The sequence below is a fragment of the Burkholderia sp. Tr-862 genome (assembly GCF_011753085.1).
Taxonomy (GTDB): Bacteria; Pseudomonadota; Gammaproteobacteria; order Burkholderiales; family Burkholderiaceae; genus Burkholderia; species Burkholderia ambifaria.
The window spans coordinates 36,308-48,176 of sequence record NZ_VWWG01000007.1; the positions used below are offsets into that span (position 1 = coordinate 36,308).

22 protein-coding genes are annotated in these 11,869 nt (G+C 59.0%); 12 read left to right on the forward strand and 10 right to left on the reverse strand.

Annotation, left to right across the window (positions count from 1 at the left end):
• Positions 1 to 18: 18 nt before the first annotated feature.
• The 12 genes from F3J14_RS04155 (at position 19) to F3J14_RS04210 (ending at position 4,213) form a co-directional block, all read left to right on the forward strand.
• Entirely contained in the window at positions 19 to 474 is a 456-nt protein-coding gene (locus F3J14_RS04155) for a hypothetical protein (protein ID WP_166721914.1), read from the forward strand.
• A 10-nt stretch (positions 475 to 484) separates the two neighbouring features.
• On the forward strand, positions 485 to 733 hold the full coding sequence (locus F3J14_RS04160) for a hypothetical protein (RefSeq protein WP_166721915.1): 249 nt from the start codon (positions 485 to 487) through the stop codon (positions 731 to 733).
• 7 nt (positions 734 to 740) lie between these two features.
• Complete coding sequence (locus F3J14_RS04165) at positions 741 to 959, forward strand: hypothetical protein (protein ID WP_166721916.1); 219 nt, start codon at positions 741 to 743, stop codon at positions 957 to 959.
• Positions 956 to 1,261, forward strand: a complete 306-nt coding sequence (locus F3J14_RS04170; protein WP_166721917.1) for a hypothetical protein — start codon at positions 956 to 958, stop codon at positions 1,259 to 1,261. Before F3J14_RS04165 ends, F3J14_RS04170 begins: the two co-directional genes overlap by 4 nt.
• Positions 1,262 to 1,353: 92 nt before the next feature.
• Complete coding sequence (locus F3J14_RS04175) at positions 1,354 to 1,704, forward strand: DUF3365 domain-containing protein (RefSeq protein WP_166721918.1); 351 nt, start codon at positions 1,354 to 1,356, stop codon at positions 1,702 to 1,704.
• The gene (locus F3J14_RS04180) at positions 1,697 to 2,020 is read left to right on the forward strand and encodes a hypothetical protein (RefSeq protein WP_166721919.1); all 324 of its coding nucleotides are present in this window, start codon (positions 1,697 to 1,699) and stop codon (positions 2,018 to 2,020) included. The genes F3J14_RS04175 and F3J14_RS04180 overlap by 8 nt, the downstream gene beginning before the upstream one ends.
• 9 nt (positions 2,021 to 2,029) lie before the next feature.
• A complete protein-coding gene (locus F3J14_RS04185; RefSeq protein WP_166721920.1) occupies positions 2,030 to 2,260 on the forward strand; it encodes a hypothetical protein in 231 nt (76 codons plus the stop codon).
• A 2-nt stretch (positions 2,261 to 2,262) separates the two neighbouring features.
• Positions 2,263 to 2,634 (forward strand): hypothetical protein, encoded by a 372-nt coding sequence (locus F3J14_RS04190; protein ID WP_166721921.1) that lies wholly within the window; start codon positions 2,263 to 2,265, stop codon positions 2,632 to 2,634.
• Complete coding sequence (locus F3J14_RS04195) at positions 2,631 to 3,209, forward strand: hypothetical protein (protein WP_166721922.1); 579 nt, start codon at positions 2,631 to 2,633, stop codon at positions 3,207 to 3,209. The genes F3J14_RS04190 and F3J14_RS04195 overlap by 4 nt, the downstream gene beginning before the upstream one ends.
• A 79-nt stretch (positions 3,210 to 3,288) precedes the next feature.
• Entirely contained in the window at positions 3,289 to 3,477 is a 189-nt protein-coding gene (locus F3J14_RS04200; protein WP_166721923.1) for a hypothetical protein, read from the forward strand.
• Entirely contained in the window at positions 3,461 to 3,892 is a 432-nt protein-coding gene (locus F3J14_RS04205) for a hypothetical protein (RefSeq protein ID WP_166721924.1), read from the forward strand. The genes F3J14_RS04200 and F3J14_RS04205 overlap by 17 nt, the downstream gene beginning before the upstream one ends.
• A 78-nt stretch (positions 3,893 to 3,970) precedes the next feature.
• On the forward strand, positions 3,971 to 4,213 hold the full coding sequence (locus F3J14_RS04210; RefSeq protein WP_247682120.1) for a hypothetical protein: 243 nt from the start codon (positions 3,971 to 3,973) through the stop codon (positions 4,211 to 4,213).
• Here the strand turns inward: F3J14_RS04210 and F3J14_RS04215 are convergent.
• From F3J14_RS04215 to F3J14_RS04260, 10 genes are all read right to left on the reverse strand, one after another.
• Positions 4,210 to 5,133, reverse strand: a complete 924-nt coding sequence (locus F3J14_RS04215; RefSeq protein ID WP_166721926.1) for a zeta toxin family protein — start codon at positions 5,131 to 5,133, stop codon at positions 4,210 to 4,212. The two genes, F3J14_RS04210 and F3J14_RS04215, sit on opposite strands and share 4 nt — an antisense overlap.
• Positions 5,130 to 5,351 (reverse strand): hypothetical protein, encoded by a 222-nt coding sequence (locus tag F3J14_RS04220; protein WP_166721858.1) that lies wholly within the window; start codon positions 5,349 to 5,351, stop codon positions 5,130 to 5,132. The genes F3J14_RS04215 and F3J14_RS04220 overlap by 4 nt, the downstream gene beginning before the upstream one ends.
• A gap of 65 nt (positions 5,352 to 5,416) precedes the next feature.
• A complete protein-coding gene (locus F3J14_RS04225; RefSeq protein ID WP_166721927.1) occupies positions 5,417 to 6,112 on the reverse strand; it encodes a response regulator transcription factor in 696 nt (231 codons plus the stop codon).
• Positions 6,113 to 6,124: 12 nt separating this feature from the next.
• Positions 6,125 to 6,508 (reverse strand): hypothetical protein, encoded by a 384-nt coding sequence (locus tag F3J14_RS04230; protein ID WP_166721928.1) that lies wholly within the window; start codon positions 6,506 to 6,508, stop codon positions 6,125 to 6,127.
• Positions 6,509 to 6,526: 18 nt separating this feature from the next.
• Positions 6,527 to 6,940, reverse strand: a complete 414-nt coding sequence (locus tag F3J14_RS04235; RefSeq protein ID WP_166721929.1) for a hypothetical protein — start codon at positions 6,938 to 6,940, stop codon at positions 6,527 to 6,529.
• A gap of 26 nt (positions 6,941 to 6,966) precedes the next feature.
• A complete protein-coding gene (locus tag F3J14_RS04240; protein ID WP_166721930.1) occupies positions 6,967 to 8,400 on the reverse strand; it encodes a DNA topoisomerase in 1,434 nt (477 codons plus the stop codon).
• Positions 8,401 to 8,410: 10 nt separating this feature from the next.
• Positions 8,411 to 9,931 carry a DNA cytosine methyltransferase gene (locus F3J14_RS04245; protein ID WP_166721931.1) on the reverse strand — a complete coding sequence of 507 codons (1,521 nt, stop codon included), beginning with the start codon at positions 9,929 to 9,931 and terminating at the stop codon, positions 8,411 to 8,413.
• 22 nt (positions 9,932 to 9,953) lie between these two features.
• Positions 9,954 to 11,012, reverse strand: coding sequence for a hypothetical protein (locus F3J14_RS04250; RefSeq protein ID WP_166721932.1), 1,059 nt, complete (start codon positions 11,010 to 11,012; stop codon positions 9,954 to 9,956).
• Positions 11,013 to 11,021: 9 nt separating this feature from the next.
• Complete coding sequence (locus F3J14_RS04255) at positions 11,022 to 11,264, reverse strand: hypothetical protein (RefSeq protein WP_166721933.1); 243 nt, start codon at positions 11,262 to 11,264, stop codon at positions 11,022 to 11,024.
• 68 nt (positions 11,265 to 11,332) lie between these two features.
• Positions 11,333 to 11,836: a hypothetical protein gene (locus tag F3J14_RS04260; RefSeq protein WP_166721934.1), complete on the reverse strand. Its 504-nt coding sequence runs from the start codon at positions 11,834 to 11,836 to the stop codon at positions 11,333 to 11,335.
• Positions 11,837 to 11,869: the final 33 nt, after the last annotated feature.

The window sequence follows — 11,869 nt, forward strand, 5'->3', positions numbered from 1 at the left end:
AGGAGTGGACGGACGCCCGTGGCGTTTTTCCACATCGTCAGCAACAGCGGCGTTGACATGGGTTGGGTCGGCTATTGCGAAGCCATCGGCGAAGCGATGATTCCCGCCCTGCTTCATCCTGACGGCGCAGACGGCGCTGAGAAGCGCTCTCTTTCTGATCCCCCGGAAGTGATCGGTGTGTACAACGGTGAAGCATACGTGCCGCACTCGTGGATCAGAAAAGCGCTCAAGGAAAAGCGCGATCTGTTCGTTATTGACGCTATGAAGATTGCCGCCGAAAACGGCATCAAGAAATCCAAGGGCGAAATGCCCGACGAATCGGACCTACCGGACAAAAAAGCGCAAGCAGCGCCGGAAGGCCAACCACTGCACGGAGAAGAAGATGAAACGAATCCTGACCACGACGGCAACGATGCTCCTCGCAGCAGCTTTGCTGAACGGCTGCGCCGTTGGGGCTTCCCCCGCCGTCGCTGACGAAGCAGCAGTGTCGACCATCCAGGCGGGACGCACCACGAAAAAGGATGTCCTCACCAAGTTCGGTCAGCCGAGCGAACAGACGAGCGACGACAAGGGCAACGCCACGTGGCATTACCAGCGCGTCGAGAACTCGGCGCTTGCCTTCCTGCCCGGCCTGAACCTGCTCGGCCGCTCGGAGAAGAACAGCGAGCTGACCGTGCGATTCAATTCGCGCGGCGTTGTGACGGGCTACGACTACAACCACCGCAATCTGTAACCCTGCCATGGAAATCACGATCAATCTCACCGCGGCGTCGGCCGAACAGAAAGCCCGTTTTCAGGGCGAAGCGTTCGAGCAAACCATCGCGGCCATTCGAGAAGCTGTAGGGGATGCATCGGCCACCATCCAAGTGTCCGGGGCTACGCCCTACCTCATGATCGCCGCAGTCCAGAAGTTCTCCGACTTCAAGCGCGGCATCACTAGCCAAGACAACACGAAATGACAACAGCCACCGTGAAGATTGCCTGCACGTCGGCGCTCATTGCAGCCTGCGCCTTCTCGACTGCCGCGAGTGGTCAGGCGCTACACCCCGCTGATCGTTACGACATCAAGAGCGAAGCCGAATTTGCCGTTCAGAAGGCAACCATTCAGGCCGGTGAGCCCACCGCCGGACAGGGAGGGTACGTCGTGCCTGTCATGGTTGCGAACGAGAAATGCACGGTCGTTGTCAGGCCCTACACGCCGAAGTCCGACCTCGAACCGCCACGACGTTGGAAGTCGGAACCTGCGGTGTGCCGCAAGTAAAGAAGCAGAAGGCCGCAGACGCCTGATCGTTGCCGCTACAGGCGGCAGCAGTGAGTCGTCCGACTCGTCCACACCCTACGGAGAAAAAGAACATGAAGAAGCAGTTCCTGTTGGCTGCGTTGGCAGTCGCGTGCAATTCGACGTTCGCGTCTCAGACTGCTGAACAAGCCGCCATTGACGCAGCACAAGGACTCGCTCAGGCGCAACTTGCGATCCGTCAGCCGGTCGCAGGCAAACTGGACACTCACCAGCCGTCGCAAGACCCCTTCTCGTTCTGTTACTTCAAGAACGACGCATATTCGCTTGGCGCTGTTCGTGACGGGTTCGTATGTGAAGACACCGGCGTCCATATGAGAACGTCCGATGGTGCAATCGACCGCGACCGTAGCGATCCGCTGCGCTGGATTCCGGTCAGCCCGAAAGCACATCGCAGCAATGGCTAACAACGCGACAATGGACAGGCACCTGATACTGCTCGATGACGCCGAGTTCTACATTGAGCGCAACAGTAACGGGGACGCGGCCAAGGCCAACGGCTTTCTGCTTCGCCGATGCCCCACGTCCACCTCGACGCCAGGCGGTTACGAGTGCGTCGGCGGGTACGAGCGCTGCGCATCCGGCCAATGGCGGGCGTCAATCAATGCGCCATATGACAGCGCATCGGATAGCGATTGCCGGGAACTCGGACGCTTTGCGACCAACCTGGACGCCATCACGGTCCTGTGGAAAGCTCGCCGCGACGCTTACTGCCAGCACTAGGAAACGACGATGCTGAAACGCCTTTGGTGCCGATTATTCGGTCATGCGAAGCCGATCACGTACAAAGCACGTGACGACAGCTTTTTCTACGTGGGACCGGACAGTCAAGGCATGGCCAGCAGCATTCAGTGGGAATGCCCGCGCTGCGGCGGGCGAGCGAATGCGATTTCGCTGAAAACCACTCGACCGCACCGCGTGCCAGCGGCCAATCGCATCGAGTCAGACAAGACGAAACCGTAACCATGAAACGCATTCATCTCGCTACCGACAGCGGTGGCCGTTCACGATGCCGCTACACATCGCGGCCGAGCACGCGCGCGAAGTTTGTGCCGCTCGCTGACTTCATGGCATTGCCGGTTGAATTGCGATGCATCGAATGCGACAAGAAGGCCGCTACGGCGACACATTCCCCGGCTCACAATCAAGACAGGAACGACGGCTGGCGCAACGGCTATTTCTGCGCGATCGCGATGCTTCTACGGGAAGAAGGAAGTGCCACGACCGTGGTGCGTAGTCTGTTCAGGCAGGGGGGAAGCATCGATGGTATCGACTCTGAGGATCTAGCTCTGTTCCGTGAACACGGATTGATTGATGACAACGAGAGGAAGGCATGAACATCGCGAAGAACACGGCACCAAAGCACCCCGCTTCCACGAAGGGCTTCTTCCGGGGTGTGGCCGTCATACTAGCAGCATGCCTTTTTGTGATGACGGCTGTGAAAATAGCCTTGCTCGATCCCAAGAAAGCTCGAGATGACGCCAATGCAACCGTCGTTGCAAACGCAAAGGCGAGCGTCACGACTGCCATGTCACACTGGTCAACCACGCAGCCAGCTCTCCAATCAATGCAACCGGACGTGCATTGGAGTGGTAAGGACGCGAAGATTATCGCGATCTACGAGGATGATGGCCGTGCTCCCTACTTAAATTTGGGTACCGTGAAGTCAACGGAAAAAGCATGGCGCGTCATAGCTAAAACTAGGAATGGCAACTACTTCACCGTCCGGTTTCAGCTTTGTACCGATTGCTCCACCGACGCGGACAACATCGGCTGGAAACGGCTTTTCTCACTCAATTTCCATCCGCTGGAGGCCAGCGACGTGAAGCAGATTCTCTATGAGATGGATATGAGGCAAGAATTCAAAGACGAGTTCGGTAGCGAAGCTCCGCCGCGACGAATCGAAGGTTAAGCCATGCAGGGGTCGAGCCTTCCACTCCGAAAATGACCTCAATCACACTCTAATCCGAACACCAAATGGAGGAACCGAGATGAGCATTCATAACGCGATCGAGGCATTGGCGCCCATCGCAAAAGTTGAGCTATTCTCTGTCGCCTTGCTGCCGTATGCACTGATGGCAGCACTCGCCCTCGGCTGCGCATTCGCCATCGCAGCGGTCTGTTTGGAGGGCCATAAAGCCGCTCATGAACAGCAGGTGAAAGATGAAAATCGGGATTAAGTCCCTGGCACGCTGTGCGATTGCCGTTACTGCACTGTTGGCGATTCGCTACTCTGTCCATCATCAACACGTTGACGTATGGGTACCAGCGGCTTGCGTGGCGGGTGTGGCAAAAGACACGGTGCCGGGAGACGGAACTTGCATCTATCGCAACGTAAGCGTGCGCGGGCACGTGATGCAGAAGAACTTTGAAGTGTTCGGCCCGACCGGTGTCGGCTTCTTCACTGAGAATGCGTCCGTCATGTCACGTGGCGACGATGCAGGATTCACGTGGCGATCGCTGGCGTTGCTGATGATCGCCGCGGCAATGTGGGTTCCATCGTTGTTTCCTCTCTTCAAACGCGATGGCCACGTGCGAGATCCATCATGGAAGTCCGCAGTGTACAACCCCAAGCAGTACAGACGAGACCGTTAAGGCAGCCCAAGACGGTCGCAGCCTGACGGCGTACCATGAGCACCTGACGACGCGACTGTTGAGGGTGCAATGAAGCGCATGGCAACCTACAAAGGCTGGACGATAGACGCTGCGCCTCTCATCTTGGCAAAGCAGAGGCTCTTCCAGTCATGCGCGATTGTCGAGCGCGAGCACGGAGAACGCTTTGTGTTCGTTGATCTTGGCAACCGTGTCTTTCGCTCTCAAGCCCATCAGCGAGGTATCGAGTGGGCGAAACGTTGGATCGACAACAACTACGCATACGGCGCGGCCGGTGAGCGCGACCGCGCCGTCGATTCTTAGTTTTGCTTCGGTGACTGCTGTTGTCGCGCTGTTTGCGCGGGAGCATCGACCGGCACGATTTTGCCGTGCTCGTACCGATAGCTCACGGTCTGCTCCTGGCCCACCACATACGTCATCGTGGCGGCCAGTTGCCGATCGTGCAGCAGCAGTTCGCCCGCCACGTCCTGCAACGCGTGGTGCTCGGTGACGCGGACCACCAGGCCGGTGTAATCCTTGCCGTGCGCCGCCTCGGCGACGCGAACAGATCGACCATCCGATAGCGCTGCCGTCAGCAGCTTGCGTGACGCGAGCCGCCGCATGTAGGGATCAGTCAGCTTCTCGGCCACCCAAGGCAGGACCGCATCCTCGACCGGAAACTCCACCTCTTCATCAGCCTTCGTGGCAACGATCCGCAAGTTGCCTGGCTCTTCCGAGTTGTCGAGCACCGTCGCCTGGTCCGCATGCTCGAACGCGGCCGGCAGCAGGTCCATAGTCGCAGCATAGCGACGGCGGATCGCGTCCGGCTCGACGGCATGACCACCGTCCGCAACCCGGCCGGCGACGCGGCGCACGTTGATTTCAGGATCTTCCGTCGTGATGAAGAACAGGGAGACGCGGTAGCCGAGCGCCTTTGCCTGCGTCATCAGTGCGACCTTCTCCGGCGTGGACATGACGGTTTCAAAGGCAAAGTCGCGCCCCTCCTGCAACGCCTGAAGACGGCGTTCCTCCGCCATCTGCGCCGCTTTCAGGTTGCGCTCGCGGTAATCGGGAATTTGATCTTGGAGAGTGCGGGCGATGTCGTCGGCGTTGATGTACTCTCCGGAAAACTGATCCGGGTCACCGACGACTGCCTCTGTGATGGTGGACTTCCCCGATCCGTTCGGCCCGGCGAAGACGATGACTGCGGGAATGCCCTTTTCTTCTTCGTTCGTGATGGTCATGCGACTCTAAGGGTTTTACGCTTCGCGCTGGACGCTCCGACGCTCACCTTGACGACATCGCCGGACACCTCCGTCGCCGCCTCTTTCGGCTCGCGCACGACGTAGGCAGGTTCGATGCCCTTTTCTTCAAGGTTACGGACGGCCTTCTTCACCGCCGCATTGGCGCGTGCCAGAAACACGTCGCTGGTCATATAACGGCCGAGTTTGTCAGCAGGCATGATCCACTCCATTGGACACCTTCTGGTTGACATTATACTCCTCGGCATGGTACTGCGCGCAACATCTACCTCCTCTCGGCAAGTGTGCCAGCGCGCACCCGGCCCGCAACCGGTCCGGTCACGCCCAGGCCGTTCGTGAGCGCGTAGTGGATCAGATCCGCATTGGTGCGAAGCTGAAGCTTTTCGAGCAAGCGCGAACGATAGGTGCTGGCCGTTTTGACGCTGATTGACAGCTCTCCAGCCACGTCCACCAACCTCAATCCACGCGCGAGCATACAGAGCGTCTGGTATTCCCGATTCGACAGGTCTTCGTGGGAAGGCTCGGAAGCTTGTCCGGAGATCTGGTTGATCAGCGTCGTGAGCGAACTCGCCTGAACGAACCTGACGCCGGCGGCCACGGCACGCAACGCATCCAGTATTTCCGCACGCGTCGCCTGCGCACCGACGACACCGGTCGCGCCGCTGCGCAGCGCCCGCACCGTGCGATCGGCACCCGCCGCTAGATCAAGGGCAAGAACGCCCATCGCCGGTGAGAGCGACCGAATGCGGCCGATTAGATCGAACGCCGGCGCGTCATTTAGGTCCAGATCGATGACGGCGGCCGCGTAGCTTTCCAGGCGACGCATTTTCTCAGCGAGATCCCGCGTCGATGAGGCGAAATCGCAGGCATCAGCGATGCCTGCGCCTAACACCAGCGCCTCGATGCCAAGGCACCGCAGCGGGTCTGAGACGGCTACCAACACACTAAGGGCTCTCGACATGGCGTGACCTCGCTACGGCCGCATACGCGGCTTAGCGGCCATTTCCGTGGCCTGATCGGACGCTTCCACGCCAAGGCCGACCAACGAGGCAGGCACGGCATCGAGCGGACGCTCGCTCGTCCATTGTTCCCGCTTTTCGGCAGGAAGCCGATCAAGCGACTGGAACGAAACGCCCTCGTTCTCGTCGCGATACTCCCATGCCTTTGCGTTGGCCAATTGCGAGTCAATCGCCGCCTGAAGATCTGCATCGGCAATCCAGCGGATCATGTACTCCCGGCCGCGCTCTGCGCATTTGAGCTTCACGTGATTGCCGTCGCGCTCGACCGGCTCGCCGACAAAATTCGCAGTGTGCCCGTTGTATCCGTCGGGTAAGCTGATCACGATGTACGTTGCCATAGTTTCTCCAGTCAAGAATCAACCGCGCATACGCGGACGCGATACATTCGACGCGGCAGGCTCATTCAGCGCGGCATCGATGCGGTCCACGAGATCCGCCAGCAAAAGCCCGTCGTCGTGTCCGCTCGCGGGATCGACCAGGTGTGAGCGTGCATCCTTCAGCAGCATCCGCAGCGTCTCTGCATCGGCCTGCCCGACGCTGGCATCGAACTGAGGACGCATCTGCATGTGAATGTCGTGGACGAACGAATACGCACGATGCAGACGCCGACCCATCTCGGCCAGAGCATCGCCCGAGGTTCCCTGCATCGGCACTCCACGCGCCAACTCCGCCTCCAGCATCTTCACGGCATCTTTGTTGACGCCGATCGTGACCTGCGATCGCTCACCGTTATGCAAGGCTTCCTCGAACGGTTGAATATAGACACTCATTGATTGCTCCGACCTGGGTTAGTAAGCTACTTATTCCGAATCCGCATCGCTGGCTTGTTCTCCAACGATTCGGCATCCTTTACGTCTTCGTCTGCTTGCTGATCCACAACCTTCCAGCCATCCACGAGCGTCTTTCGCCATCCAGAGGCAAACACGTCCTGTCCGTACTCGGCCTCGAGCTTGTTCTCGACAAACTTGTGCTTCGGATAGAACTGCGCCATATAGCGACGTGCGACTGCATCGAACACGCGCTGTTCTTCCGTAGTCAGGCCACTGGCCAGTTCGCCTGTCGGAATGATTGCGTGGTGCGCAGATACCTTGGAATCGTTCCAGCACGAATACTTGAAAGCCGGGTTCGTACCGCTCGCGAGCTTCATGTACTGTCCGGAGATTCCCTTCAACACGTCGGGCGCTTCTTCATGCATCGACTGTGGAAGGAACTGGCAATCGGTACCGATATAGGTGACCATCTTGCGGTTCTGATACAGCGACTGCGTAGCTTTCGACGTCTCCTTTGCCGACATACCGTGCCGCGCCGACATTTCCGACTGAAGCTTCGCCAGGTTGAACGGCAATGGAGGTTCCTGCTCGCGCTCGATCGCGGTGTAGTGCGTGACAACGCCCTCCAAACCCGCCTTGATGCGTGCGACGATGGCCTCGGCGACGCGTCGATCGATGATTCGGCCTTCGCTGTCGATGCCAGCCTGATCGGCACCTTCCAGACGCCCGGTCCATTCGAGCACTCGGCCGTCAGGCAATTCGATCTCCGGCACGTAATACGTGACTGCCTTGAAATTGCGGATTTCCAGTTCACGCATGACCACGAGACCGAGCGTCGGAGTCTGGACTCGACCGACTGACAGCGCTTCGTCCAGGCGAACGCCGATTGCCGCCCTCACACCGCGTGAACCGTTCATGCCGATGAGCCAGTCCGCCTCTGAGCGAGCCTCGCCGGCGAATCGCCTGTTCACGAACTGAGGCTCACCGTTCTTTCTGCGATTCTGCGGAGCAAAGGCGTTGCGCAGCGAAGCCTCGTTGTTCGCGGTGATCAACACGCGCTCAACTGGTTTCACGCTGCCATCTGGGTTGATCCCGGCATACGCGATCACCTCGTCTGCAATCAATTGCCCTTCACGGTCGATATCGCCCGCGTTGACGATGATGTCCGCCTCTTTGAGCAGCTTCACGACCGTCCGAAGCTGGTCGGCCCTCTCCTTGTCGGCGAAGTGCCGAAACTTCGGCGGCAGAATCGGCAACTGATCGAAGCCACGCGCGGCCTTCTGCGCCTCGCTCATGTAGTCCTCGGGAGACCCGATTCCGAGTAGATGCCCGATGTTGTTAGTGACGTAATCGCCGTTCTTCAGCAAATACGCGCCTGGCAGACGTTTTTCGATGCCGAAAAACTCAGCAACGTGTTTCGCCACGTCAGGCTTTTCGGTGAGGATGGTTCGCTTAGTCATCGAGTGACCCTTACATAATTCGAAGTTTGCGAATAGGAGCCTGCGGAACGTCATGGGTCGCCGGCATGTAGTCGTCCGGGACCAACTCAGCGTTTTCAGCGAGAAAGCGTTCCTTCGCAGCCCTAACCGCTGGCGGATCACTGTCCGTGACGACAGGACGGGTGACTTCCGGCTTACCTACAACGCGGTTGAGTGCGTTTCCGGCGTGATGGCCGACATCCACAAATTGCTCCCAAATCACTGACTGCCCCGCCATTTCATGCTGCACGGTGTCCGATGCCCCCTCAAGCAGATGAGCGGGTATCGTCTTCATGCGCGCGTGCTCGGCTGGAGTGAACTGCCGCAGCAATTCAGGGTTCGTCGGGTGACGAAGCTTTGGGTCGGTACTTCGAACGCGGCTGTAGCCTTTCGTGAGCGTCCCTACGCTCGTATCCGATGCGTCGAAGATCTGCATCTTGAAATTCTTGCCTTCAGCTTTGTCCCGTACCTGCTTGTCTTTGAGGCCCTGCATCGTGGACCACCGCGAATCGTCCGGCCCAATCGGGTCCAGAATCTCCGAGAGTTCACGCGGCACGGTATCTGGAGGCATTAGCTGATCGAAATCGAAGCTGATCCCGTGGGTGACGGCCACCATGCACCAGCGCTCTCGATTGTCGATGGCCCCCCATTCCTTACCGCGCAGTACGCGCTCATGAGTTGTGTAGCCGAGGTCGCGTAGCTGCGTGCGCAGGATGCTGGCTGACGCTGACGTGGCATAGGTGACGACGTTCTCGATCAACACGACCGCAGGGGCGGCCTTGTTGAGCAGGATCAACGCAGAAACCACCAGATGTCCGACCTCCGGATGTTCCTCCGGGTGCTTCAGTCCTCGCTTTGCGACACCCGCCCTGCTCGCACCGCTGCACGGGATTCCGGCCTCGAGGATCTCAACCTTCGGCACCTGCGCCAATGCACGATCGTCAAAGGCAAGCTCCTGCATCGGCGCAGCCAGCGGAACGGTGTCATGCGACCAGGCGTCATTGTTCTGCGACGCATGCTCGATTAGCTCCGGCCGAATGTCATTTGCAAATGCCAGCTTTGCCTCGATACCGGCACGACGCAGGCCCTCATGAATCGCGTGGGTAAGAATCCCCCCGCCATGCGAGAGGCTGCCGATCGCGAGCGGCTCGCCTTGCTCCAACTTTTCTCGCAACCGCTGAAATCGCTCTTGCTTCTTGATCTCCGAAGCGAGAGGGACGATATAGATCTCGCCATCCTTCGGGATCACTCTAACGGCCGCCATCCCGTCGAAAATGGCGAGCAGCGCCTTACTATTCAAGTCGATGACAGGCAGAGTCCGTTCACGGACTTTTTTTGGAGACACGATCCTTGTGCCATCCGCCTTCACCGTAAGAACGACGGAATTGCCTTTGACATCGATTTCGTAGCTTGCGCCCGGCTGAAACCCTGCCTTTTCAAGCTCCAATCCTTGAAGCCAAATGCGCGGCTTCCCGCGGTTGGCGCCAATGTTCTTGACGAAATAACCGTTCACAACGTGGCCTCCGACGCTCGTCCTACGACATACGGATTTTGGTGCGGTGGTTTGGCGAGGTGCCGTAAGCTTCGTGCTCCTCCCGCTCCCATCGCTTATGGTCTTCGAGGCCGGTCGGGGAATAGCCTAGCTCTTCTCCGATCAACTGACGATGCGCCGCATCCCATTCCAGCGAGTTGACGTCACAGACCTTGCGATCCACGAACGCATTGGGATTGTCTTCATAGACCACATCATCACGAACGTACAATGCGCCGGCATTCAAACCATGCTGGCGCGCATATCGATTGAGGATGTAGACCTGGCGTTCAGTCTCGCGCCAGAAAGGCGAATCGACCTCGCAAATCGGACGGAATGCCGGTGAATTGCTGTCGGACCACGGCGGCGGTGCCGCGTGTTGCTGCGCGGAACGCGCGGTGTTCAGTACCACCTTGTCGCCGCGCAGTTCCAGATCCAGCACGTTGACGCGATGCGCCAGGGCGATTCGCCTGAGCATTTCAACCGTCCCCGGTGGCTCTCGCATCTCGACCTGCGTCGAGTGCCGCCAGTCTTGCCCTTGCCCCGTTTCAGTTGACCGATTCCGCGCCCACGTATAGCGCCCCTCATCGTCCACCGGTTCGGGTTCGACGGCGACAAGCGCTTGCGTCGCCTCACGGCGCATACGCTCGCCTTGACCGTGCAGCGATGCCTTGATTTTCTGGAAGCCGCGCGAGAGCGTGACCGCTGCCGCACTGATGATCGGCGCAGCGACCATGAATGCGAAACCGCGAGCCTGCGTGTTGCCGCCGAACGACGGAAGCTTGCCCTCGATGCCACGAAGGAGGAACTCTCCGAACGGGTATTGCCCAAGCGTTTGTTTGTATGCGCCAAGCGCGTCCATGCTCCCCCGAAGCGCCGGGCCAACATCGTTTCCGTGCCGGAGAAGGCCAAGCTCGCCGTGCGCTTCGAGCGCACAACCAGCAACCACTACCGTTGCGCCGATTACAGCCGGGAGACTGACTGCCAACTTGAGATCAACCTTTGACAGCTTCTCGGCAAAGCGCGCGAAAAGACCTTCCGCCTTCTTTTGAAACTCGCTCATTGGCTGACCTCAGTTGATGACCGGATACTCGTGCTCAACGAGATCGCAGAACTCGTCGGCCATGCTCAACATTCCGACCGTCTCGGGGTTAGCCGCATCGATTCGACCGGCCACGTAATCCGACAGGAAGGCTGCATAGACCATCGCGTGGGATCTGACGATGCTTCCCTCATCGATCCTCCCGGTGCAGGCGTCCAGGCGAGGGATCAAACGCTTGGCGCGTTCTTTCTGAGCAAATGACGCGAGTGACATTTTGATAGCTCCGATTTATGCGTATGACGATATCGATACGCACTTTCTTGAATAGCCCGGAAGAGTGCTTACATGCGCATGCGCGATGCGGCGGGGCGCGGGGTGATCTGCTCGCCTGAAGCCACGGTATGCTGGCTCTCGGGGGCATGCTCGCCGATGAATCTTGCCTTCGCTGCCCGAGCCGCGGGCGAATCGCCGTCGGCGATTTTCGGGAGTGATGCGACGACCGGCGCAAGCGCTTCCGCTCGCACACGACACCGACGCTCTTCGTCGTAGGGAAACGTGTCGTTGAATTCGCTCAGTGCTTTCCGGATAGCCGCGTACCGCTCCTCCGCACCATGCTGATAGTCACGCACCATCCGCCCAACTTCGGCAAATCTGAAAGGATTGACGAGCGTCGGGTCAAATTCAGGAGAGGCGAAAATCATCCTGAACTCTTCCGCATCTGCCGCTTGTGCTGCCACTTCAATCGGCCTCATACCATAGGAATTCGGCTCATTCACGCCTTGCCCCGACCCCGCCCACCCCGAAGTCCTGTCGCTATCGGCGACACAATATTCATATCGGCTCATTATCAGTTCCTTTCGCGGTCAACGACTGCGTAT

Bases quoted from the DNA above. Each gene is read 5' to 3' on its own strand.
- F3J14_RS04240 (WP_166721930.1), bottom strand. From the start codon at position 8,400: ATGACTAAGCGAACCATCCTCACCGAAAAGCCTGACGTGGCGAAACAC.
- F3J14_RS04180 (WP_166721919.1), top strand. From the start codon at position 1,697: ATGGCTAACAACGCGACAATGGACAGGCACCTGATACTGCTCGATGAC.
- F3J14_RS04165 (WP_166721916.1), top strand. From the start codon at position 741: ATGGAAATCACGATCAATCTCACCGCGGCGTCGGCCGAACAGAAAGCC.
- F3J14_RS04210 (WP_247682120.1), top strand. From the start codon at position 3,971: ATGGCAACCTACAAAGGCTGGACGATAGACGCTGCGCCTCTCATCTTG.
- F3J14_RS04225 (WP_166721927.1), bottom strand. From the start codon at position 6,112: ATGTCGAGAGCCCTTAGTGTGTTGGTAGCCGTCTCAGACCCGCTGCGG.
- F3J14_RS04250 (WP_166721932.1), bottom strand. From the start codon at position 11,012: ATGAGCGAGTTTCAAAAGAAGGCGGAAGGTCTTTTCGCGCGCTTTGCC.
- F3J14_RS04235 (WP_166721929.1), bottom strand. From the start codon at position 6,940: ATGAGTGTCTATATTCAACCGTTCGAGGAAGCCTTGCATAACGGTGAG.
- F3J14_RS04195 (WP_166721922.1), top strand. From the start codon at position 2,631: ATGAACATCGCGAAGAACACGGCACCAAAGCACCCCGCTTCCACGAAG.
- F3J14_RS04185 (WP_166721920.1), top strand. From the start codon at position 2,030: ATGCTGAAACGCCTTTGGTGCCGATTATTCGGTCATGCGAAGCCGATC.
- F3J14_RS04220 (WP_166721858.1), bottom strand. From the start codon at position 5,351: ATGCCTGCTGACAAACTCGGCCGTTATATGACCAGCGACGTGTTTCTG.
- F3J14_RS04200 (WP_166721923.1), top strand. From the start codon at position 3,289: ATGAGCATTCATAACGCGATCGAGGCATTGGCGCCCATCGCAAAAGTT.
- F3J14_RS04170 (WP_166721917.1), top strand. From the start codon at position 956: ATGACAACAGCCACCGTGAAGATTGCCTGCACGTCGGCGCTCATTGCA.
- F3J14_RS04255 (WP_166721933.1), bottom strand. From the start codon at position 11,264: ATGTCACTCGCGTCATTTGCTCAGAAAGAACGCGCCAAGCGTTTGATC.
- F3J14_RS04190 (WP_166721921.1), top strand. From the start codon at position 2,263: ATGAAACGCATTCATCTCGCTACCGACAGCGGTGGCCGTTCACGATGC.
- F3J14_RS04215 (WP_166721926.1), bottom strand. From the start codon at position 5,133: ATGACCATCACGAACGAAGAAGAAAAGGGCATTCCCGCAGTCATCGTC.
- F3J14_RS04175 (WP_166721918.1), top strand. From the start codon at position 1,354: ATGAAGAAGCAGTTCCTGTTGGCTGCGTTGGCAGTCGCGTGCAATTCG.
- F3J14_RS04205 (WP_166721924.1), top strand. From the start codon at position 3,461: ATGAAAATCGGGATTAAGTCCCTGGCACGCTGTGCGATTGCCGTTACT.
- F3J14_RS04260 (WP_166721934.1), bottom strand. From the start codon at position 11,836: ATGAGCCGATATGAATATTGTGTCGCCGATAGCGACAGGACTTCGGGG.
- F3J14_RS04230 (WP_166721928.1), bottom strand. From the start codon at position 6,508: ATGGCAACGTACATCGTGATCAGCTTACCCGACGGATACAACGGGCAC.